Consider the following 22,677-nt stretch of genomic DNA (forward strand, 5'->3'; position numbering starts at 1 on the left):
GAATAAAATTCCTTTCGCCTCATTTAGGCTGACTCACCAGCCCGGATACAATAAAAGCTCCCAAAGGAGCCTTCATTTTGTTTACAAACATGTATAAAGGTTATTTTGAAGTCGCCACTACAACACCATTGGTTTTCAGAATCTGGTAAAAGAAATGCACATGATAGGGCAAAGAGTTCTGCCAGTATGGCCAGGTATGAGCACCGGGTCTTTCTGTGTAATCATGGGGAACATTGGCATACAGTAGCCTTCTGTGTAATTCCCGGTTGGTATCAATCAGGAAATCGTCTACACCACAATCTATAATGATAGGCATACCATTTTTCTTGATGATTTCAACCATATTGATGATCGAGTTTTTAGTGTAAACCTCATCTTCCGGATTATCGGTACCCAGTAGTTTGTTAAACCGGTCTTTAATTGACTTGGCGTAATCGGCACTGATTTTAAACTTCGTCCAGTTCATGTCCATGGCACCACTCATGGTTCCTGCGGCACAAAACAAATCAGGGTGCCGCGTTGAAAGATACATAGCGCCATGCCCACCCATTGACAGCCCCGTTATTACACGTCCTTTATTGCTTTTTACAGTACGGTAGGTGGCATCTATTTTCTGAATTACCTCTTTGGTAATATAGGTTTCAAATTTACTGCCGGCATCAAACGGGCTGTCAAGATACCACCCGAATATTTCTCCTTCAGGCATTACTATAATCATATTATACTGGTCGGCCAGGTTTCTTACAGTCATTTTATCTGGCGTTTGGTTCAGCCAGTCGCGGAAGTGTGCAGAAGCTCCATGGAGTAAATACAAAACAGGATAAGAAGCTTTGCTGCCTGTGTAAGAAGACGGTAATACCACAGCAGCTTTATAGGCTTTATTCATAACCTTGCTGGGTACATCGAGGGTATCAACAGTTGAAGCGCTTGCATAGTAGCTTGAAATAAGCAACATCAGCAGAAAACTCCATAGCGTTGGTGTTGAAGTTTGTTTTATTATCGTCATTATCAGGTGATTTTTGTTTTCTGTAGGTGCTTTGCCCAGTATAAGGCAAGCAGACTGGTAACACTGGCAAATTTATTGAATTTATATAAATTTTCATTGAATAAATAAAACATAATAGCGAATCTACACCAGTTATTGCCCTGTTTTTGTCGATTTTCTGTAAGCGGGTTTATAAGAATTGTACAAATTGGAAAATTAACAAATGGTTGGTTTTACCAACTTTGGGCAGTCTGGTCTGAGGCATAGTTTAATGTAAATAACACCAGAAGAATATTTTTTTCTTTTGTTATTTAACCTGCTGTTGCTTACCACTTTATTATTACTTTTGCACCCTTGAAAAGCTACACACGTATGATTAGAAAACTACTTCCTTTTTTGTTTATTATCACACATCTTTCTTTTGCTCAGGACGCATCGGTATTCAAGCCTGATTCAATAAAAAAGACAATTGAAGCCAAAGCAATTACCTCTTCGCTGAAAGTAGACGGCATAATGAATGATGCCGAATGGAAACTGGCGAGGCCTGTTTCTGATTTCATTCAGATTGAGCCTTTTCAGGGCAAACAGCCCAGTAATAAAACCGAGGTAAGGGTTTTGTATAATAAACATTACCTCTATTTTGGAATTTTTGCCCGCGATTCGCTGGGGAAAAAGGCAATCAGAGCTACTGATTTTAAAAGAGATTTTAATATCAGACAGCACGACCTGGTGGCCTTATCGTTTGATGGGTTCAATGATAAACGGAATGCCATGGCGCTTGTAACTAACCCCTATGGTGTGCAGCGAGACCTGTTGTCTTTTGATGATATTTATTATGACCTTGACTGGGACGGCCTGTGGCGCGTACGCACCACCAGAACTGACTCTGGCTGGGTAGCTGAAATGGCAGTGCCTTGGCAAACGTTACGGTATCCGAAAACCGCTCAACAGACTCAGGACTGGGGCTTTAATTTCTATAGAATCCGCAGGCTTACTAACGAGCATACTGCTTTTTCGCCCTATCCGCGCTCGTTCAGATATACACGCATGGACTATGCCGGCACGCTAACCAATCTGCAGCCACCGCCACCATCAACCAATATCAGAGTGCAGCCTTATGTGCTGACTTCATTTGACAGATACCGGAATTTCAGCAACAGACCTGATGACAATAATTTGAAGGTTGGAGGCGAAATAAAATGGGCCATTAACCCCAATGCTATTCTTGACCTGACAGCCAATACAGATTTTGCACAGGCCGATGCCGACAGGCAGGTAAACAACGTAACACGGTTTTCTGTGTTTTTCCCTGAAAGACGGCAGTTTTTTCTTGAAAATGCTTCTTTGTTTGGAGTAGGTATAGGCCCCAGCGATGATTTGGCTGGCGGAACGATGCGGGTACAGCCATTTTTTAGCCGAAGAATAGGCCTGGATGATAGCGGTAATCCGATTCCGATTGATGTGGGAGGCCGATTCGTTTACCGTTCGCTTAAAAGAAATTATGGTGCCATAGCTATGCGCCAGCGTGAAGTAGGTGATACCCCCGGCACAAACTATTTTGTAGGCAGGTACTCAGAAAACTTTGGAAAGCAAAACCGTCTGGGTGGATTAATGACGGTAAAAAACAGGCCTGATGGTTCTAATATTACGGGTACCATTGACGGGTTCTTCCGGCTAGGAGAGTCTCACTCCTTAAACACAATGGCGGTTTATTCTACTTCTACTAACGGAGGTAAACAGGGGTTTTCAGGTCTGGCGCAATACTATTACACCACCAATCAGCTGAAAGTGTGGTGGACACAGTCTGTGGTATCCAAAGATTTCAATCCTGAACTGGGCTTTGTTTCCAGAAGTGATGTTATAGGTACCACCCCCGGAATATTTTTTTATAACAGGGGTAAGTGGATTCCGTTCAAGAAATTTGTTAGAGCCTTTGAGCCTGGCATCATGACAGAGTTTTATCATCAGGCTTCTACTGGTAAGCTCATTGAGCGCCAGCTGAATCTGAACCCCATCTGGTTTAATTTCCAGCGCGGTGGCTATTTTGGTTATCTGGTTAATCCCACCTATCAGCGGCTTACAGAGCCTTTTCAACCGCTGGGCGTTTACATAGGGCCGGGCGAGTACAATTATGTGCGCCACCAGATTTATGCCAGTACAGACCCCTCAAAGGTTATCAGTCTGAATACAGAGTTTAACTGGGGTACTTACTTTGACGGCCGTTTAAACGGGCACGATATACGTATGCAGCTGGCGCCCATACCACATGTGTCAGTTGTGGCTAGGTATAATCGTAATCATTTCAGAAATGTAGGCGAGCAGAAGACTACCACCAACGTAGACCTTTATAGTGTTGAAGGTCGGTTTGCACTTAATCCGCGTGTACAGTTAATCGGATTTTATCAGAAAAATTCAGAGAACCGGTCGCAGAATTATAATATACGTTTGTCTTGGGAATACCAACCCTTATCGTATATTTACATTGTCTTTAATCATAGAGGTTTCGACAATCTGCAACTGAAACAAATGCAGACAGAAGACCATGTAATTGCCAAATTGAGTTATTTAAAACAATTCTGATATGAGACTTTTGCTGCTGTTAACTGTGACTATCTGCCTTTTTAATGGGTGTTCATCAAAAAATAAAGAACAGAAACCAGATTCGGTTGCTTTGCCAACCAACACCACCGGCACTACGCCTTTGGCCAAAGAAGACTGGGAGTGTATTGCAGGTGAAAAGGCAGGAGTGATTACTGCTATTACCAGCGAACAAGAACTGATTGGGAAACTGGGTAGCGCGAATGTAAGCGCGCATGATACTGTTTTTGGGGCTGAGGGCTTTTTTTCTATTGGTACCATCCTTTTTAAAGGTACACCAAATGAAGCCCAGATAGTATGGAAAGATACCACCCATTTCAGAAACCCCGAATACGTTGAATTAGGCTTTGCCCCAACCGGACAAGAAGGCCAGATCAAGTGGTTTACTAATACCGGTATAAAAGTGGGTACTACCCTGAAAGAACTGGAACAGATAAACGTAGGCAGTTTCAGGTTTTCCGGGTTTGGTTGGGACTACGGCGGCACCGTGGTTGACTGGGCGGGAGGCAAGCTGGCTGACCCACATTCGCCTGGTTTGCTGTCAGTTATTCTTGCTTATGAGTTTGAGAATCCCGCCTTACAAACCGTAGCTGATAAACTGCTGGGTGATTCTGCCTTTGACTCAACCGATCCTAATGCCCAAAAACTGAATCCGTATGTGTCTCATTTTATCATCAGTTTCAGGTAATATTACATTTTTAATAATAAAAAAATGTCTTAATGGCTTAAAAATCAATTGTTTATTTTTTATTTGTAATCTGTTTATTAAGTTCACTATCAAACAATAATAGCTTAAACCCATTTACAACATGGCAACCAAAAAGAAAACCGAAACCGATAAGACAGAAGAATTAGAAACAACGTCTGATGCAGTATCTGATACCAAGGCTGCCATAGGAGAAAAAGTTGGAAAGGGGAAAAAGAAATTGGCGGAAGTGAAAGCTGAAATTTCAGAAAAAGTAGACGAAGCTAAAGCAAAAGTGGAAGAAGTTAAGGAGGAAGTTGTTGAAAAAGCTGAAGAGTTTAAAGCAGAGGCAGAAACCGCCGCCATAGCTTTAGAAGAAAAACTGGCTGAAGTAAAATTAGAAGCCGCAGTTGAGTTGGAAGAATTAAAATCTGATGCAAGTGATGCCATTGCAACAGCAGAGGCCAAAGCGGAAGGCGTAAAAGAACAGCTAAGCGAGAAGGTGGAAGATATAAAAGAAGATGTGGCAACAGCTATTGGAGCTGCGAAAGGAAAAGCTAAGGAAACAGCTGCTGAGGCTGCTGATAAGTTTGAGGATTTAAAGGCAGAGGCCAAAGAAGCAGCAGCATCGGCAACTGCAAAGGCCAAAGAAGTGGCTGCCGAGGTAGCAGAGAAATTTGAAGACTTTAAGGAAGAAGCAAAAGAAACAGCTGCCAAGGCAAAAGCCAAGGTGCAGGAGTTTGCTGCTGAAGCTACCGAACAAATTGAAGAATTAAAGAATAAGTATGCTTCAGAAGAAAAAATTAATGAGTTAAAGAATCAGGCGGCTGAAAAACTGGAAGATATTAAAGAAGATGCTGCCGATGCCATAGAAACAGCTAAGGTAAAAGCACAGGAACTGGCCAATGAAGCAACTGAAGCGGCAGATAAAGTTACCGAAAAAGCCAGAGGGTTCTGGAGCCGCTTATTTGGAAAAAAATAATTGGATGCTTTTTTACGTTTAAATACGAGCGTGCAATGGTATCTATTACTATTGCACGCTTTTTGTGAAATCCGGAAATACTAGGCAAGGTATTTACCGAGAGTCTGCAATTTTAATTCGGTCTCAATCCACTCTTTTTCAGGGTTTGAATCTACGGTAATCCCGCATCCGGCATATAGTGTGGCAATGTCGTTCTGTAATTTCATAGTACGCAGGTTAACAAAGATGTGTGACTCCTGCTGGATGTTAACCGGGCCCAGAAAACCGCTGTAAAACTCGCGGTCATACTTTTCGTTATCCAGTATGAATTGTCTGGCAGGCTCTTTGGGCATGCCACAAACAGCTGATGTCGGGTGCAGTAAATCTAGCATAACCGTAGCCAGTTGTGGGAAATTGATATCAACGGTATCAATTGTAAAGTCCATTCGCAAGTGCATCAGGTTGCCGGCAATTACGGTTTTGGGGCCGTCTTCTTCAAACTCACGCACCCTTATTTTCTTAAAGCAATTGACAATATACCTGCTCACCAGTGCATGCTCTTCTATTTCTTTTTGTCGCCAGAGTGCCTCTGATGTTTTAATCAGGTGGCCGTCTGCATCATAGGCCGACTGAGTACCTGCAAGTGCCATCGTGCGGAACTTGCCTTCTGCGTCCTGGCTCACCAGAGTTTCCGGCGAAGCCCCAATCCATATAATACCTGAACTTGGTATCGACACCACAGAGACAAAGGCGGTTGGGTATGCAGTACAAAGTTTATCAAATAAGGTAACAATCTCAAAATCTGCCGGAATACCCATCTTTTTTATACGAGACAACACCACCTTCTGAAACCTGCCTTCCTCAATCTGTCTTATGGCTTCATTCACTTCGGCAGTAAAATCTTCATAGGTTGTAGATGCTTCCTGTGATTCATCGGCATGGGTATGGGCAGGTTTTAACCCGGCTCTCTGAGCAGTAATTAATTCAATAAAACCGGGGTCAACTGAAGACGGGCTGATAATCTCCTCAAAACTATCAGGATTTGAAGTATCTGCAAAAACGTAATGTAAATCAGCTTTGATAAAATAGGTGTCTTTACCCTCTGGATTGGTGAAAGGAGAAAACGCAAAACCGGGGCCGAACTCCTCAAAATCAATCTTTACCTGTTCCGGGTTTTTAAGAAAAGAAGTAAGAAAATGTCTGTCATTTTGTTTAGGCAAACGCCACATCACGGTTGGTAATCCTACTTGTAAGGCTGCATTCCAAAGGGTTTGCCTGAAACTGTTTGTCCTTGAAGTCGCTGTTGTCATATCCTGAAACTATACCTTATGCACAAGCTAAGATATGTGGTAATTATTTATGCAATTACAATATACAACAAATATGATTTGAAAACCTCTCAAAAAAAAGCAGAAGTTTTTAAGATATAAGTTTTTTGGTTGTTTTTTATTTAAAATGTACCAAATTCGGCTGGCATTTCTTTAAAACTTCGTTCCTTTTAAGCACATTATGACTAACAAACCCTCAATTTGCGTCATACAATTAAAGGCTTCGGCCACACCTCCATTTCAAGACAGTTTACGGCAGATAAGCACCTGAAAACCTAGCGTAAGCGAACAGATATTCCTTAAAATGCTGATTTGCCGTTTTAATTGGGCAATTTGTCGATTTCTTTGGTTAGATGCTCTACAAAGCATTATTTTTATTGAAATATATTATTTTTCAAATAAAAAAATGAAAGTATCTAAGAATAGCCATCACGGAGTATTGAAAACCTGCCTGCTGATTGCTGCTTGTCTGTATATCATTAGCTCATGCAAAGTAAAACAACCCTTGCAAAGTCAGGTATCTTCAACCACCGAAACTCAGCAAGACTTTGTGCAGGATGTGATTAAATCTTTTTCAGCCAGTCTGCCTAAAAGTACACTGCCAGCAGGAGCAGACCCGGAAGGTGATGATTGGAAAGGAATAGATTTGGAAGAAAAACAGCCTGTTAAGCCGCTTTATGCTTCAGAAGAAGCAAAGCATTTTCTATTGCCTCCTGGTTACAAGATTGAGCCGATTCTAACAGAGCCGGCCATTCAGCAACCCGGAGCCATTGCATTTGACGGCAACGGCCGCATGTATGTGTTAGAGTTACGGTCTTATATGCTCAACGCCGATTCTAAAGACGAACTGGAACCCACCAGCCGGATTTCGAGATGGGAAGACAAAGACAACGACGGAGTTTATGAAACAGGTACTACTTTTGTTGATAACCTGATTTTTCCCCGGTTTGTGTTACCTTACGGCAAAGACTGTGTTTTAACGATGGAGTCTGACGCCGACAATGTCTATAAGTATACCGACACAGATGGCGACGGTAAAGCTGATAAAAAAGAGCTTTTTACTAATAAATATGGGCGTTCGGGTAATGTGGAGCATCAGCAGGCTTTTATGTACTGGGGCATGGACAACTGGCTTTACAGCACGGTTAACGCGTTCAGGGTACGTGAAACGCCGGGTGGTGTGATTCGTGAAAAAACCGGATTTAACCGCGCCCAATGGGGTATAACCCATGACGACGACGGCAAACTGTGGTTTCAGGGTGGTGCCAGTGGTTTACCTTCTTATTTTCAGTTTCCGATACATTATGGCAATTTTGAAGTGCCGGGCGAATTTGCCAAAGGCTTTGATATACCGTATGGCGCTGCAATTAAAATAGCTGATATGCAGGGTGGGATGGATGAAATCCGCCAGCCGGATGGCTCATTGAAGCGCGTAACGGGTTCAGCCGGAAACGACGTGTATCGTGGCGACCGTCTGCCCGAATCATTGAAAGGCCAGTATTTTTATGGAGAACCTGTGGCAAGGATTGTCCGCCAGATTAATCCGGTTGTAAAAGATGGTTTAACAACCCTGCATAATGTGTATCAGGACCAACAATCAGAGTTTTTACGTTCAACAGACCCGCTTTTCAGACCTGTTGACATGGCAACTGCTCCTGACGGCACCATGTATATAGTAGATATGTATCATGGCATTATTCAGGAAGGACAGTGGACACAAAGAGGGACCTACCTGCGTACAAAAATAGAGCAATACCAGTTAGACAAAGTGGTAGGGTTAGGGCGTATCTGGCGTATTACCTATGAGGGCAAAGAGCGCAACAAAACCAAACCTAAAATGCTGAACGAAAAAACATCAGCATTAGTAAAGCACCTGGAGCACCCCAACGGCTGGTGGCGAGATGCCGCCCAGCAACAGATTGTGTTAAGAAAAGACGCTTCAGTAGCGCCTGCTTTAGAGAAAATGGCTTTGGGTAGCCCTAACGTTCTGGCAAGAATACACGCCATCTGGGCGTTAGAAGGCCTGAACGCGCTGAAGAAAGAAACCGTACAGAAATTGTTTAATGACAGTAATCCGCGTATCAGGATACAAGCCATGAGAGCCGGGGAAACACTCTATAAAAACGGTGAAAAAGACCTGGAAGCCAATTTTAAGGCTGCCTTGAATGATGCAAATGCTGATGTGGCAATTCAGGCCATGCTGAGCGCAAAGTTTCTGAAACTTCCTGAACTGGAAAACAACATTAAAGCCACCTTGGCTAAAAACAAGGCAACCGGAGTAAAACTGGTGGCAGACCAGATTATTGCCCCTATAAAACCCCGAAGCGGCTTGGGGGTTGCCGAATTAAGCAAAAGCCAGCAGGAATCACTGAGCCGGGGGGCGGTTATCTACAACGAATTGTGTTCTCAGTGCCATGGTAATAATGGCATGGGTACCCCGGCAGGAGACGGCAAATTGCTGGCACCTGCTCTGGCGGGTTCAGCAAGAATACAGGCACATCCTGAATATGCGGTAAGAGTAGTGTTACATGGCATGGAAGGCGCCATAGAAGGTAAAACCTATGCGGGCGGAATGATGGCCAGTATGAAAGAACAGTCTGATGAGTGGGTAGCTGATGTAATTTCTTTCATAAGAAACGGGCTTTCGAACGATGCTTCTTTGATTTCGGCCGATGCAGTAGCTAAAATCAGACAAAAAACAGCCGGGCAGGCAGGTATGTACCAATACGCAAGCCTGATACAGTCAGTACCGCGCGAATTACAACAACGTGAGGGATGGAAAGTAACTGCCAGCAATACGGCCTCTACCCGTATAGGCGGTAATGTTTCGCCAACTACTGCATTTACCTATGAAGGTTGGTCAACAGGTGTAAAACAAGAGAAAGGTATGTGGTACCAGATAGAGTTTCCTGCTGAAACAGCCGTGAGCGAAATACAGTTTAATTCGGCCGCTATGGTTAAGAAAGGTTGGGTACCCAAACCCAATACACCTTTCGGGCAAAGGCCAATGGTGCAAACCCACCCCAGAGTTTATAACGTAGAAACCTCATCAGACGGGGTCAACTGGCAGTCCAATCTGGTAGCAGGTAAAGGGAATGATGGTGATAATATCATTGCTTTGAACCCCAGAAAGGCGAAGTTTATCAGAATAAAACTCGAACAGGGGCTTGAAGGCACCGAAGACGACATACCCTGGACCATGAAACAGCTGAAAATTTTTGAACTCAATTAAGGATTCATTTTTGTAATATATCAAGGAAAAGTAATTATTCAATGGAAAAATCAAACAATCCCTCAGTATCTCGCCGACAGTTTCTAGGTACCACCGCTGCCCTGGTGTCGGGTTCAGTATTGGCAAGCAGCCCAATTTTCGGAGCGCCTGCCTATATCAAAAATCTTTTCGGTCCTAATTCATTAATAAACGGAGTGCAGATTGGTGTAATTACCTACTCTTTCAGAGAAATGCCAGACCAAAGTGCTGAGGCAATTCTGCAATATGTTTTAGAAACGGGTGTAAGTGCCATAGAATTGATGGGCGACCCTGCCGAAATTTATGCAGGAAAACCCAAGAGCAGCCTTGATATGCGTTCTCTTTTTCCGTTGATGAGAAAAAGAAACGAGAAGCAGGAACTTACAGAAGAAGAAAAAAAGAAACTGGAAGACGGAGAAGCGCAGATGAAATCTTACAATCAAGAGGTTGCCAAATGGAGACAAAACGCATCAATGACCAAATTTGAAGAACTGGGCAAAATATATAAAAAAGCAGGTGTAAGTATCTACGGCTTCAAACCGAATGCCTTTGGTCGTAATAATACAGATGCCGAAATCGAGTTTGGTATGCGCGCTGCCAAGGCCTTAGGCGCTAATCAGGTAACGCTCGAACATCCATCGAACGACGAGCATACGCTTAAACTGGGTACCATTGCACAAAAGGTTGGTGTAAAAGTGGGGTATCATGGACATGAGCAGCAAACCTATACTTTCTGGGATACCGCTTTGGCGCAGTCGCCTGCCAATTCGCTCAACCTCGATTTGGGGCATTTTGTTGCCGCAGGGAATCCGAACCCCCTCGATATCATCAAGCAAAAGCATGACCGGATCGTAAGCATGCATATTAAAGACCGCCAGACACCAGCGCACGGCAAAGGGAATGTAGTATGGGGGCAAGGAGATACGCCAATTAAAGAGGCATTGAATCTGATAAGGGTCAATAAGTACAAATTCCCGGCAACTATTGAGCTTGAATACAAAGTGCCCGAAGGTTCAACTCCGGTAGCTGAGGTAAAAAAATGCCTTGAGTTTTGTAAAAATTCATTGAGCTAATCAGTATGATTTTTAAAATAATGGGTCTCTTGCGTTTCTGAAAAATGTAGGAGACCTGTTATGTAGCTGCTTACCTTTTGCCTTAGCGAAGCTCCTGACAGAATTATGATGGCAATTTCAGGAGCGTTAGCACATAAGTTATAAATTTTATTAGCCTGCTATAATAAGCATATTCTCTTTTTGCATCTCTTGCAGATACGCCAGGGTTTCAGTAGTACACACTTCGGCATCAATATCGTATTTCTCAAGCAGTTGTTCAATCAGATATTCAATAGTTACCTGCTGGGCAGTTAGCTCCCATATATCGGCTGCAACAGGGTTAAGGCCAAGGAAATCTCCGGTTGCCAGATTCATCATAACTGCCTCATCTCCCAAACCGGAAACCATAAATGCTTCGTCATTACGGTTAACTTTTGTCTGAAGATTCTCAATTGTAAAGGTTGAAGTTTGCACTGTAAAAATGTATTGTTTTAAGTCTGCAAATATAGCCCTTATATAGTAAAAAACCACATTAAAAGCCGAAAGCTATTTATCGAACCAAAGGCCGCTGCTGCTGCAGGGTGGTTGTAGTAATTTAGTGCATTCAGTTGAACATTTACCTGCCAGATAGTGTTTTATTGATAATTATCTGTAAACTTTAGCCCTGCATAAAAAAATATGATTTCACTAGAAAAAAATAAATTATTTGGCTTGCTGATAGTCTTATGTACTATTCCGGCACTGGCCAGTTGTCAGAATAAATCTCAACATAAAAGTATGTCAACGCAAGTAGAACAAGAGAAAAAGGGGAACCCCTATTATTCGCTGACCAGCAAAGAGCCTTTGCAAGTGAGCGATGTTGAATGGAAAAAAGTTTTGCCGCCTGATGTATATGCTATCATGCGTGAGAAAGATACCGAGCGCCCATTTACCGGTAAATTCTGGAACTACACAGGCAAGGGTACTTATCATTGTGCTTCTTGCGGCAATAAGTTGTTTCGTTCTGATGCCAAATTTGCCAGTATGTGTGGCTGGCCCAGCTTTTTTCAGCAGGACGATAAAAAAAGCATAGTATTCAAAGACGATTTTACACACGGTATGCATCGTATAGAAACGCTATGCGGGCGTTGCAACGGCCACTTGGGTCATATTTTTGATGATGGCCCTGAGCCAACCGGCAAACGTTATTGTATGAACTCCATTGCGCTCGATTTTATCCCTGATGATAAATCACAATTGTAAAACAAGATTGTAAGAAATAGATTCAATAAGGGCTTTTCGGTAAGAAGAGTCTTTTATTTATTATAAAATGAGGCAACTGCGCACAGGTCAATTTCATGGGCAAACCAACCAGACTGTTAATATGGGGGGTGTTACGCTTACCGATACCGAATACACGCAGGATAAAGTAGACTGGCATTACCATGAAAACGCCTATTTTACTTTTATACTGCAAGGCAATGTGTTAGAAGGAAATAAGAAGGAAGTGTATAACTGCGAGGCAGGAAGCCTGTTGTTTCATCATTGGCAAGAGCCACACTATAATATTAAACCACCGGGCTTCACCCGGGGCTTTCATGTTGAACTGGCGCATGATTGGTTCAGGCATCTTGATTTCGACATCAATCATCTTACCGGTAGTATTCATGTCTTAAACCCCGATTTGAAAATACTGCTTTATAAGATTTTCAGGGAATCTAAATTGACCGACATCACTACCGAATTGAGCGTGCAGACTATTCTGCTTGAATTACTGAGCAAAATGCATCAGGACCAACAAACAGCATTGCATGGTAATCCTATTTGGGTAATAAGGCTCAGAGAATTACTGCATGACAATGTCTCCGAGAATCTGAGCCTGTCTGAGCTGGCACATCAACTCGGTATCCATCCTGTTCATCTTTCCAGAGACTTCCCAAAGTACTTTCATTGCCGGCTGGGCGAATACATCAGAAAACTGAAAGTTGAAAAGGCCCTGTCGCTTCTGGCGCAAAAAAACAAATCTCTCACCGATATTACTTATGAATGCGGCTTTGCAGACCAAAGCCATTTTGCCCGTTGTTTCAAAGCTGTAAATGACGTTACCCCTTTGGCTCATCGCCGTGTGCTTTTCGGCTGAGACATGTTAATTCTGTTCTATTTCAGGGCGCAGGTTTAGTGTATCTTTGTGCTTTTAACAAATTGAACTATGAAAAAGCTATCACTGATTTTATTACTACCTCTTTTTTATTTAACAGCAAACGGGCAAAGCTCAGATTTGGTTAAAACCGATGGTATGGTTAATGCCTTGCACCAGGCTAACATAGGGCGCATTACTTTCATGAATGGCAACATTCCGCTAGACGTGTATAAGGATAGTGACTTCCTGACCAGTTTTGAGTTAAAGCCCGTCAGCGATTTAAACATCAGGCCTTTTCTGGCCAATTCTATCACCAATTATCTGCACCAGCTGGCACCCGGGCTCAGTGAAGAAGAACTCAATAAAAAGGGAAACTATCAGTTCTCTTTTTATGTTGTTGGCAGGCTCATTTATAAAGAAAACCTGCATCATGGTGCGGGCCTCCGGAAGAGTACCACTACTACGTTCAGAGTGCCACTAACAACTTCTTCAGGTGAAGACTGGTGGGCGGTGTATATGTTTAACCGGTTTATGATGAATGGCGGCGAAACAGCACTTACTGAAGGAGATCACCAGTTCAGGCTTGAAATGCGCCCGTACATAAACACAGGCGAAATAAAGGTTGGTGATTTAATAGCTCAGGGCGAGCTGAAACTGATTATAAAAACGCCGGTGTTAACTAAAGAGCAGACTGAGGTACAGCCCATTCAACCTAATTCTGGTTGGCAGATTTCTAACGCCGCTATCGACAAACAAAAGATAGAAGACCTGAATAAGAATATTCATCTCAATAAATTTAAAGAGATTACCGGAATTGTGGTGATAAAAGAGGGGAAACTTTTATTGGAAGAATATTTCAATAAAGAAGAACGAACCACATTGCATAACCCCCGGTCGGTCGGGAAGTCTTTTGCTTCTACCATGACTGGCATAGCCATTCATGACGGATACATCAAAAGTGAATCAGAAACCCTGAAAAGCTTTTATAATTTAAAACAGTTTGCCAATTACAGCCCGGGTAAAGACAGTGTAAAAATTAGTGATTTATTGAGCATGAGTTCTGCGTTTGATGCCTCTGACAACAACAGCGATTCGCCGGGTAATGAAGAAAATATGTATCCTACTGCCAACTGGGTGAAATTTGCGCTTGATTTGCCGATGGATAAAGGCAAAGCCAATGGCAAACAATGGGATTATTTTACGGCCGGGGTAGTTGTGCTGGGGGATATACTGCATCAATCGGTACCGGGGGGCTTACAGAAATATGCCGACACAAAACTTTTTAAACCACTTGGCATTAAAAATTACGAGTGGCAATTTACACCACAGCATGTGGCCAATACGGCAGGTGGTTTGCGTTTGTCGGCATTAGATTTTGCCAGATATGGCGAATTGTACCGAAACAAGGGCGTTTACAAGGGCAAGCAGATACTTCCCAAAGAATGGGTTGCTAAAACTTTTACAAAGTACCTGCCGATTCCCGGTAGAACCAATGAATACTACGGCTATTTGTTCTGGAATAAAACCTATGTTGTGAATGGCAAAAGCTATGAGACATTTTATTGTACCGGCAATGGAGGTAACAAGATTTATGTTTTTCAGAACATACCACTCACCATTGTTATTACAGCCAAAGCATACGGCAGGCCTTATGCGCACCCGCAGGTTGATAAAATGATGCAAGAATACATACTCCCGGCTGTGTTGAAATGAAACAACCGGAAACGAGGAAAGTCGGGTGCTCCCCGACTTTCCTCGTTATAAATCTATAAGTAATCACCCTAAGTCTTCAAATCTTTCCAGCATCAAGATAGAGGCCTGCGGCAGAATTACGTATCTTTCACCTTCATACATTACCTCAATGGCATGTCTTTGCAGGTAAATGGCCAGGTCGCCTTCTTGTGCCTGCAATGGCATATACTTTACTTTTTCTTCAGTTTCTTTCCAGGGTTCGTCTTCGCTTTGTTGTGGTAAGGGATATCCCGGCCCTACTTTTATAATATAGCCAGACTGCACCTCTTCTTTTTCTGTTACGGTTGGGGGCAGGTATAAACCAGTATTTGTTTTATCTGCCGGATTTTTGGGCTTTACCAATACTTTGTCGCCTACGACAATCAGTCTTTTTAATTTGTTATCTGCAGTTACGCCAATCATAAGTCGTTAATAAATATAGAAGCACAAAATTAGTAGAAAATACCGTAATAAAGCCTGGCAATTGCCTGCTTTTCATGCCGGTAGTAGGTAACAAACGTTTAAGCAGATAAAAAGGTTTACTTCAGCACCTGATACACAACCAGCGCAGCTACATAAGCCAGTACCGACATGTAACCTAACTGAATAAGCGGCCATTTCCAACCTTTGGTTTCGCGGTATACAGTAGCAATGGTACTCATGCACATCATGGCAAATACGTAAAATATAAGCAATGAAAAAGAAGTGGCTACTGAAAACGCAGGTTGCCCGGTATTGGTGTTAATTTCATTGCGGAGCCTCTCTTTAATAGTAGATTCATCGTCAGGGTCGGCGCCTATGCTATAAATAGTAGAAACGGTACCTACAAATACCTCGCGCGCGGCAAAAGAAGTAATGAGGGCAATGCCTATTTTCCAATCATAGCCCAGCGGGGCAATGGCAGGTTCAATAAACTTACCGAAATGGCCGGCATAAGAGTTCTCAAGGCGTACAGATGCTATTTTTGAGGCCAGGTCTTCTTGTGGTACGGTAGGGTTGTTGGCAATTACCTGTTGCTCAGCCTGAGTCATTTCATCGCCGGGGCCATAAGATGCCAAAACCCAAAGCACAATTGAAATGGCAACAATAACTTTCCCGGCTTCAAAAACAAAGGTTTTAACTTTTTCAAGAATCATGAATCCTACCTGTTTCCATCGGGGCATTTTATAGGTAGGCAGTTCCATAATGAAGTAACTTCTCTCTTTAGATTTCAGAATCAGCTTCATTATCCAACCGGCAATAAGCGCCGAGAAAAAGCCCAGCAGATAAAGGCCCATCAATGCTATACCCTGCAGGTTAAATATGCCCAGCACTTTGGTATCTGGCACAACCAGCGCTATCAGTATAGTATAGATTGGTAGCCTGGCCGAGCAGCTCATTAATGGTGTAACCATAATGGTAATGAGGCGGTCTTTCCAGCTGCCGATGGTTCTGGCCGACATAATAGCAGGAACCGCACAGGCCAAACTGGATATTAATGGCACTACTGATTTGCCGCTCATACCAAAGCGGCGGATGAGTTTATCCATCAGTACTACCACACGAGCCATGTAGCCAGACTCCTCAAGAATAGATATAAAAGCAAACAGAAAAGCAATTTGCGGAATAAAAATAACCACACCGCCTACACCCGCTATCAGGCCGTCGGTGAGCAGGCTTACCAGCGTGCTTTGAGGCAGAACTGATTTCAGCCAATCATTAAGGCCGGCTACTCCCTGGTCAATCATGTCCATAGGGTATTCTGCAAACGAAAAGACCGACTGGAATATGAGGAAAAGAATGCTGAGAAAAATGACGTATCCCCAGATTTTATGCAATAGAATTTTATCAATTTTTTCTGAAACCGTTTCTTTCAGTTCGCCGGTTTCATCTATTACCTGTGAGAGGGTTCCGCTTATATCATGGTACCGATTGATGGTTTCTGATGACTGGAATTCGTCTGCATTGAAATCATATCTCAGAACCAGGTTTTGCAGGTCTTTCTGCGTTTCAGCTCCGAGAAACATCATCTTAGGCGATTGCGCCGCGTATTGTAGAGCAAGGTACTTGTTAGAAACATTATATTTTTTGCGCACCTCTGCAGCTATGGTTTCAGACTTTTCATCAAAGACAGGCAAATTAGCATGTATCCGTTTTACTTCCAGCTGGTTTAAGATGGTGTATTTCAGCCCTTCAATACCTATACCCTGGCGGGCGTTTAGTTCTACCACCGGTACACCCAGAATTTTAGATAGTTTGCCCGAATTGATTGATATGCCCATTTCATCGGCCACATCCAGCATATTCAGTGCCAGTATTGTCGGAATTCCAAGGTCGCTCACCTGCTCAAAAAGCAGCATATTGCGTTTCAGGTTAGAAGCGTCGGCAACCACAACGGCCACATCCGGGAATTCGGGGTGGTCAGGGTTAGCCAGTACTTCTAGTACTACCTGTTCGTCGAGCGAATTGGGGTAAATGCTGTAGGTACCCGGTAAATCAAGAATTTCAATATCGGTTTTGGAATCTAACCGGCAAAAACCCACTTTTTTATCAACCGTAACACCCGGGAAATTTCCGATTTTCTGGCGAAGTCCGGTCAGCTGATTAAAAAGAGAAGATTTACCCGCATTAGGATTCCCCAGGAGCGCAACAACTTTTTTATCTTTCACCTTACATCCAATAATTTAGTACATCAGGCCAGCGTACTTATGCCTGACTGGGTTTTAACATAATGGTTGCCGCTTCTTTTTTACGGAGAGATAGATGGTAACCAGCAACTCTGATGCCAACAGGGCAGCCTAACGGAGCAATAAAATCAAGGGTAACCTCAGTACCAGGCAGACAACCCATCTCCAGTAATTTTAATGACATAGAGGGGTCTCTGAAGCCATTAATGATTCCTTTCTCTCCAATGTTTAGGTCTGCAACGGTTTTTTCTGAAAACTTCACCATTACTTATTTAGAATTATTTTAAATAGAACGCAAGTTTAACAGTTTTTGTTCGCAAAAAAAAATGATTTTTAGCATACTCTGTACGGGGTAAGGCCTAAGCACCCATAGAGCGGTATTAATACTTGCAATTAATACTTTTTTAATTGGCGCATTATTGAAAAAAGTAACAAAAATCATAAAATGCTAAGCGTTTGCATAGTACATTTGCATAACGATAACACCACATCTGTAATTATTGGTACGGGTACATGCAAGAAATAAAAGCACTGATAGAAAAAGAAATACGTTTAGAATGGCGCCAGAAATATGCCCTTAACGGTATGCTTTTGTATATTATCAGTACAATTTTTGTTTGTTATATGAGCTTTAAGCTGAAAGTAAACGAGATAGAACCCATTACCTGGAACACCCTGTTATGGATAATCCTGCTGTTTTCGGCGGTTAACTCAATCACCAAGAGTTTCACGCAAGAGGGCGCCGGGCGCCAACTCTATTATTATACGTTGGCCAGCCCACAGAGCATCATCCTGTCTAAAATTATTTACAACACCATGTTGATGCTGGTGCTGTCGTTACTGGGTTTTCTGATATACCTTGTTATGATGGGTAATCCGGTTATGAACATGCCGATGTATATGGTTTGTCTTGCACTGGGGGCCATCGGCTTTGCTACTACGCTTACTATGGTAGCTGGTATTGCCTCAAAGGCCGAGAATACCTCAACGCTGATGGCTATTCTGAGTTTCCCGATTATTTTGCCCATGCTGATGATGGTTATCAAGTTGTCGAAAAGTGCGATGGATGGTCTGGGCTGGGAGACAAGCTATGATGAAATAGCCATTTTACTGGCTATTGATGCCATAGTGTTGAGCATTAGTTACTTGCTTTTTCCGTATTTGTGGAGAAGCTGACAGGTTTGAATTTGATAATGTTTTGATAGATTTATGAGAAAATTGTGGTGGAAAATTTTATGTGTAGTGCTTTTGTTCTACACGGTTATACAAGGGCTTGTGGGCAAAATACCACGCCAGCCTATTGTGAACGAGACTTTGAGGAATGTTTATTTTCATGTGCCTCTGTGGTTTGGTATGATGACCCTCATGGCAGCCTCAGTATGGTTTGCTGTTAAATATCTAAGAAACGGGAATGTACAGGATGACGAATATTCGTCTGAGTTTGCTAATACTGCCATATTGTATGGCATTTTAGGCTTTCTGACAGGGGCATTGTGGGGTAACTATACCTGGGGAGACCCGATACCCAAAGATCCGAAAATTATTGCCGTTGAGGTGGGCCTGCTTATTTACTCTGCCTATTTTGTATTAAGAAGCTCTTTTGATGACGACCAAAAAAGAGGCCGGTTGTCGGCCGTGTACAATATTTTTGCCTTTGCGGCCTTTATGCCTTTGGTATGGATATTACCACGAATGACAGACTCATTGCACCCGGGCAACGGGGGGAACCCAGCCTTTGGTAAGTATGACATGGATAACAGCGTGAGAATGGTGTTTTACCCAGCTATTATCGGCTGGACACTCCTGGGCGTATGGATGACAAGCCTGAGAATCAGACTGAGAGTTATTAAGCGGTTGAAGACTGAACAATAAAAGTAAAATTGTATTTGTAAAACATAATTGTATATGAAAAGAATATTAGCGCTGGTAATGATGACTCTGCTGTTTTCGACCAACCTTTTTGCGCAGCAGGAGGTAGAAATGGCCGATAAAATGCGTGCCGATGGTAAAATTTGGGTGGTTGTTGCTGTAATTAGCTTAGTGCTTGCAGGAATTATTACATATCTGGTTTTGTTAGATAGAAAAATTAGTAAAATAGAAAAAGGTCTATGAAAAAATCACATATTATCGCTCTCGGAGTAATTGCGATAGCCGTTGGAATCATTATTTCTACAGTAGGCGACGCCAGTACTTATGTAGGTTTCAGCGAGGCTGAATCTTTGGCCAAAGAAGGCAATAATAAGTCGATACACGTTGTGGGTACTTTAAAAAAAGACAGCCAGGGTAAAATTGTAGGCATGATATATGACCCGGTAGCTGACCCGAACAGTTTTCAGTTTACGATGATTGATTCGTTGAACCGGGAAGAAAAAGTAATTTATAACCAGCCAAAACCACAAGACCTGGATAAGTCGGAGAAAGTGGTAGTAGTGGGTAGTATGGATTTACAAAACAAGGTATTCCGTGCAGACCAGATATTGCTGAAGTGCCCGTCTAAATACAATAATAACGAGTTGCAGGCAGAAGAAAGTAAGCCTGCGGTTTCTATGACAAAACCATGATTATTCTATTTGATGGTGTATGTAATTTTTGTAATGCCACCATCAATTTTATAATTGATAGAGACGCAAGCGGTGTTTTTAGATTTGCCGCATTGCAGTCGGAGATAGGTCAGGGGATTCTGAAACATCATCAGATTGATAGTCAAATTGAACCTAACAGTGTTGTACTGGAAAAAGACGGGAAAATCTATCAGAAATCTGATGCAGCACTGGAAATAGCCTGGCACATGGACGGGCTCTGGAAGTTGTTCTATGTCTTTAAAATTGTGCCAGGCTTTATAAGAGATGCTATTTATGACCTCGTAGCCAGGAACAGATATAAACTAATGGGCAGAAGTGATAGTTGTAGATTACCCACACCTGAATTAAGAGCTAGATTTTTATAAACGAATATGCCCGGCCAAAAGGTCGGGCATATTCGTTACAGTATCATCATAAAAACCAGAAATTACAGGATTCTCAACTTGGCGAAACTCAGTAGTAAAGTTTTTTCTCCCTGCCCCTCAAATACAATTGTCGCTTTTCTGTCTGACCCGTTTACATCCATTTTCTTCACTGTTCCAAACCCGAATTTTGGGTGTTCTACTTTATCACCTTCTTTCAGGTTGCTGGTATCACTTGGCGCGAAATCGCCGGACGGTGTATGTTGTGGTGGTGGAACCGCCTTCTGAACAGGTTTCAGATTAGATATAACACTTTCTTTTTTAGCAAACGATAACGTAGAGGTGGGCCTGTCAGCTTTGGCTTGCGTTGACTCATAAGTAACTGTGCGGCTTTTAGACATCTGCAAAAAACGTTTGTCTATTTCTTCCAGAAAACGGCTGGGTTCACAATAATTCAATCGGCCGTAATTATACCGGGTTTCGGCGTAGCTCAGTGTCAGTTTCTTTTCTGCGCGGGTAATAGCCACGTAAAACAAGCGGCGCTCTTCCTCCAGATCACTGCGGTTCTGCAGCATCATCTGCGACGGAAAGAGGTTCTCTTCCAAACCCACAATGTAAACATATTTAAATTCCAGACCTTTGGCTCCGTGGATAGTCATTAGGGTTACCCGGTCTGTATCGCCGTCTTCGTCTTCCTGATCGGCCGATGTCATTAACGTAACCGTCTGCAAAAAGGCGCTTAAGGTCTTTTCTTCGTTTTCAGGGTTGTCAACAAACTGTTTTACAGAGTTTAATAACTCCTGTACGTTTTCGTAGCGAGATAAGCCCTCTACAGTTTTATCTTCATATAATTCACGCAAAATGCCCGATGTTTTGGCAATATAAGACGCCACCGTGTGGGCATCTTTGCCTTCTTCTATCATAAGTTTGAAACTCTTAATCAGAGTGGCGAAGTCGTCAATAGCCTGTGCGGCGCGCCCTGCCACGTATTGATTAATACTGCTTACCACCTCCCAAACCGAGCGGTTATTCTCGGCTGCAGTTACTACTATTTTGGCTACGGTGGTGTCACCAATTCCTCTTTTGGGTAAATTAATGATACGCTTAAAGGCTTCTTCGTCATTCTGATTTACGGTAAATCTTAGATAGGACAGTAAATCTTTAATCTCTTTGCGCTGATAAAAAGAAAGCCCGCCCACAATGCGGTATTTGATGTTGATTTTCCGCAGGGCCTCTTCAAATGCCCTAGATTGCGCATTGGTACGATACAATATCGAAAACTCGGTATTTTTTAAGCCATCATTATTTTTGGCTTCAAAAATACTGGTGGCAATGAGCCTTGCCTCTTCGTTGTCTGACGCCGCCTTGATTACCTCAATCTTCGGGCCTTCTTCGTTATCTGTAAAAACATTTTTCTCCAGCTGCTCTTTATTACGGGCAATAACCGAATTGGCCGCACTTACAATCGTTTTGGTAGAACGGTAGTTCTGCTCCAGTTTTACAACGTGCAATTCCGGGTAGTCGGTTTTAAAATTCAGAATATTCTGAATATTGGCTCCACGAAAGGCATAGATACTCTGGGCGTCATCGCCCACAACGCAAATATTCTGATGTACGGCCGAAAGTTTTTTGGTAATCAGGTACTGCGATACGTTGGTATCCTGAAACTCATCAACCAATACATGCTTAAACTTGTGCTGGTATTTGTTCAGAATATCCAGGTGGTCACGGAAAAGAACGTTGGTATTAAACAGTAAATCGTCAAAGTCCATGGCATTGGCCTGAAAGCAACGCAGCTGATACGTTTTGTACAAACGGCCGATTTCAGGCATTTTGGCAGCTTTGTCGTCTTCCATGTAAATGGGGTTGTTGGCATAAGCCTCCCAGGATACCAGCGCATTTTTAGCGTTAGAAATACGATTCAGCACGTAGTTTGGGCGATAGGTTTTATCGTCAAGGCCCATTTCTTTAATAATCGTTCTTATCAGAGATTTAGAATCGTCAGTATCATAAATGGTGAAATCTGAAGTGTATCCCAGCCTTTTACCTTCAAAGCGTAGTATTTTTGCAAAAATTGAGTGAAAAGTACCCATCCACAGATTTTTGGCATCATTGCCAATAATCTGCTCAATCCGGTGTCGCATTTCACCGGCCGCCTTATTGGTAAACGTTAAAGAAAGAATATTGAAAGGGTCAACCCCCTGCTCAATCAACCAGGCAATGCGGTAGGTAAGCACACGTGTTTTACCAGAGCCTGCACCTGCAATAATCATCAGGGGGCCTTCGCGGTAAGTTACGGCTTCTCGTTGGGGTGGGTTAAGTTTGTCTAAATAATTGTTCTGGTTCTGCACGGAATCA

At 42.7% G+C, this 22,677-nt stretch carries 20 protein-coding genes; 13 read left to right on the plus strand and 7 right to left on the minus strand.

What is annotated here, in order from left to right:
- Positions 1 to 100 precede the first annotated feature (100 nt).
- Positions 101 to 1,006 (minus strand): alpha/beta hydrolase family protein, encoded by a 906-nt coding sequence (locus tag C0V77_RS17175; protein ID WP_101727586.1) that lies wholly within the window; start codon positions 1,004 to 1,006, stop codon positions 101 to 103.
- Positions 1,007 to 1,357: 351 nt separating this feature from the next.
- Here C0V77_RS17175 and C0V77_RS17180 point away from each other — a divergent pair, with 351 nt between their 5' ends.
- The 3 genes from C0V77_RS17180 (at position 1,358) to C0V77_RS17190 (ending at position 5,250) form a co-directional block, all read left to right on the plus strand.
- Positions 1,358 to 3,565 (plus strand): carbohydrate binding family 9 domain-containing protein, encoded by a 2,208-nt coding sequence (locus tag C0V77_RS17180; RefSeq protein ID WP_101727587.1) that lies wholly within the window; start codon positions 1,358 to 1,360, stop codon positions 3,563 to 3,565.
- Between the two features lies 1 nt (position 3,566).
- Positions 3,567 to 4,271 (plus strand): hypothetical protein, encoded by a 705-nt coding sequence (locus tag C0V77_RS17185; protein WP_101727588.1) that lies wholly within the window; start codon positions 3,567 to 3,569, stop codon positions 4,269 to 4,271.
- A gap of 121 nt (positions 4,272 to 4,392) precedes the next feature.
- The gene (locus tag C0V77_RS17190) at positions 4,393 to 5,250 is read left to right on the plus strand and encodes a hypothetical protein (RefSeq protein WP_101727589.1); all 858 of its coding nucleotides are present in this window, start codon (positions 4,393 to 4,395) and stop codon (positions 5,248 to 5,250) included.
- A gap of 80 nt (positions 5,251 to 5,330) precedes the next feature.
- Here C0V77_RS17190 and C0V77_RS17195 read toward each other — a convergent pair whose 3' ends face one another.
- Positions 5,331 to 6,539 carry a chorismate-binding protein gene (locus tag C0V77_RS17195; protein ID WP_101727590.1) on the minus strand — a complete coding sequence of 403 codons (1,209 nt, stop codon included), beginning with the start codon at positions 6,537 to 6,539 and terminating at the stop codon, positions 5,331 to 5,333.
- Between the two features lie 424 nt (positions 6,540 to 6,963).
- Here C0V77_RS17195 and C0V77_RS17200 point away from each other — a divergent pair, with 424 nt between their 5' ends.
- Positions 6,964 to 9,789 carry a c-type cytochrome gene (locus C0V77_RS17200; protein ID WP_101727591.1) on the plus strand — a complete coding sequence of 942 codons (2,826 nt, stop codon included), beginning with the start codon at positions 6,964 to 6,966 and terminating at the stop codon, positions 9,787 to 9,789.
- A gap of 41 nt (positions 9,790 to 9,830) precedes the next feature.
- The gene (locus C0V77_RS17205; protein WP_101727592.1) at positions 9,831 to 10,880 is read left to right on the plus strand and encodes a sugar phosphate isomerase/epimerase; all 1,050 of its coding nucleotides are present in this window, start codon (positions 9,831 to 9,833) and stop codon (positions 10,878 to 10,880) included.
- 150 nt (positions 10,881 to 11,030) lie between these two features.
- On the opposite strand, the gene C0V77_RS17210 is transcribed toward C0V77_RS17205, so the two are convergent.
- On the minus strand, positions 11,031 to 11,333 hold the full coding sequence (locus C0V77_RS17210) for a PqqD family peptide modification chaperone (RefSeq protein ID WP_143706121.1): 303 nt from the start codon (positions 11,331 to 11,333) through the stop codon (positions 11,031 to 11,033).
- 303 nt (positions 11,334 to 11,636) lie between these two features.
- On the opposite strand from C0V77_RS17210, the gene msrB reads away from it, so the two are divergent.
- From msrB to C0V77_RS17225, 3 genes are all read left to right on the plus strand, one after another.
- Complete coding sequence (gene msrB, locus C0V77_RS17215) at positions 11,637 to 12,101, plus strand: peptide-methionine (R)-S-oxide reductase MsrB (RefSeq protein WP_216824446.1); 465 nt, start codon at positions 11,637 to 11,639, stop codon at positions 12,099 to 12,101.
- Between the two features lie 67 nt (positions 12,102 to 12,168).
- The gene (locus C0V77_RS17220; RefSeq protein ID WP_101727595.1) at positions 12,169 to 12,978 is read left to right on the plus strand and encodes an AraC family transcriptional regulator; all 810 of its coding nucleotides are present in this window, start codon (positions 12,169 to 12,171) and stop codon (positions 12,976 to 12,978) included.
- Positions 12,979 to 13,047: 69 nt separating this feature from the next.
- The gene (locus C0V77_RS17225; RefSeq protein WP_101727596.1) at positions 13,048 to 14,691 is read left to right on the plus strand and encodes a serine hydrolase; all 1,644 of its coding nucleotides are present in this window, start codon (positions 13,048 to 13,050) and stop codon (positions 14,689 to 14,691) included.
- 63 nt (positions 14,692 to 14,754) lie between these two features.
- Here C0V77_RS17225 and C0V77_RS17230 read toward each other — a convergent pair whose 3' ends face one another.
- The 3 genes from C0V77_RS17230 to C0V77_RS17240 form a co-directional block, all read right to left on the minus strand.
- Positions 14,755 to 15,132: a co-chaperone GroES family protein gene (locus C0V77_RS17230; protein WP_101727597.1), complete on the minus strand. Its 378-nt coding sequence runs from the start codon at positions 15,130 to 15,132 to the stop codon at positions 14,755 to 14,757.
- A gap of 116 nt (positions 15,133 to 15,248) precedes the next feature.
- Complete coding sequence (feoB, locus tag C0V77_RS17235; protein WP_101727598.1) at positions 15,249 to 17,357, minus strand: ferrous iron transport protein B; 2,109 nt, start codon at positions 17,355 to 17,357, stop codon at positions 15,249 to 15,251.
- 37 nt (positions 17,358 to 17,394) lie between these two features.
- Entirely contained in the window at positions 17,395 to 17,640 is a 246-nt protein-coding gene (locus tag C0V77_RS17240; protein ID WP_101727599.1) for a FeoA family protein, read from the minus strand.
- Between the two features lie 248 nt (positions 17,641 to 17,888).
- On the opposite strand from C0V77_RS17240, the gene C0V77_RS17245 reads away from it, so the two are divergent.
- From C0V77_RS17245 to C0V77_RS17265, 5 genes are read left to right on the plus strand one after another with little or no spacing between them, the layout of a single operon-like run.
- Complete coding sequence (locus C0V77_RS17245) at positions 17,889 to 18,551, plus strand: heme exporter protein CcmB (RefSeq protein WP_101727600.1); 663 nt, start codon at positions 17,889 to 17,891, stop codon at positions 18,549 to 18,551.
- Between the two features lie 33 nt (positions 18,552 to 18,584).
- Entirely contained in the window at positions 18,585 to 19,247 is a 663-nt protein-coding gene (gene ccsA, locus C0V77_RS17250) for a cytochrome c biogenesis protein CcsA (RefSeq protein WP_101727601.1), read from the plus strand.
- 33 nt (positions 19,248 to 19,280) lie between these two features.
- Positions 19,281 to 19,487, plus strand: coding sequence for a CcmD family protein (locus C0V77_RS17255; protein WP_101727602.1), 207 nt, complete (start codon positions 19,281 to 19,283; stop codon positions 19,485 to 19,487).
- On the plus strand, positions 19,484 to 19,936 hold the full coding sequence (locus C0V77_RS17260; RefSeq protein ID WP_101727603.1) for a cytochrome c maturation protein CcmE: 453 nt from the start codon (positions 19,484 to 19,486) through the stop codon (positions 19,934 to 19,936). The genes C0V77_RS17255 and C0V77_RS17260 overlap by 4 nt, the downstream gene beginning before the upstream one ends.
- Positions 19,933 to 20,322 carry a thiol-disulfide oxidoreductase DCC family protein gene (locus C0V77_RS17265; RefSeq protein WP_101727604.1) on the plus strand — a complete coding sequence of 130 codons (390 nt, stop codon included), beginning with the start codon at positions 19,933 to 19,935 and terminating at the stop codon, positions 20,320 to 20,322. Before C0V77_RS17260 ends, C0V77_RS17265 begins: the two co-directional genes overlap by 4 nt.
- Before the next feature lie 62 nt (positions 20,323 to 20,384).
- On the opposite strand, the gene C0V77_RS17270 is transcribed toward C0V77_RS17265, so the two are convergent.
- A complete protein-coding gene (locus tag C0V77_RS17270; protein WP_101727605.1) occupies positions 20,385 to 22,670 on the minus strand; it encodes an ATP-dependent helicase in 2,286 nt (761 codons plus the stop codon).
- Positions 22,671 to 22,677 lie beyond the last annotated feature (7 nt).

The sequence above is a fragment of the Emticicia sp. TH156 genome, assembly GCF_002855535.1.
GTDB classification, from domain to species: Bacteria; Bacteroidota; Bacteroidia; order Cytophagales; family Spirosomataceae; genus Emticicia; species Emticicia fluvialis.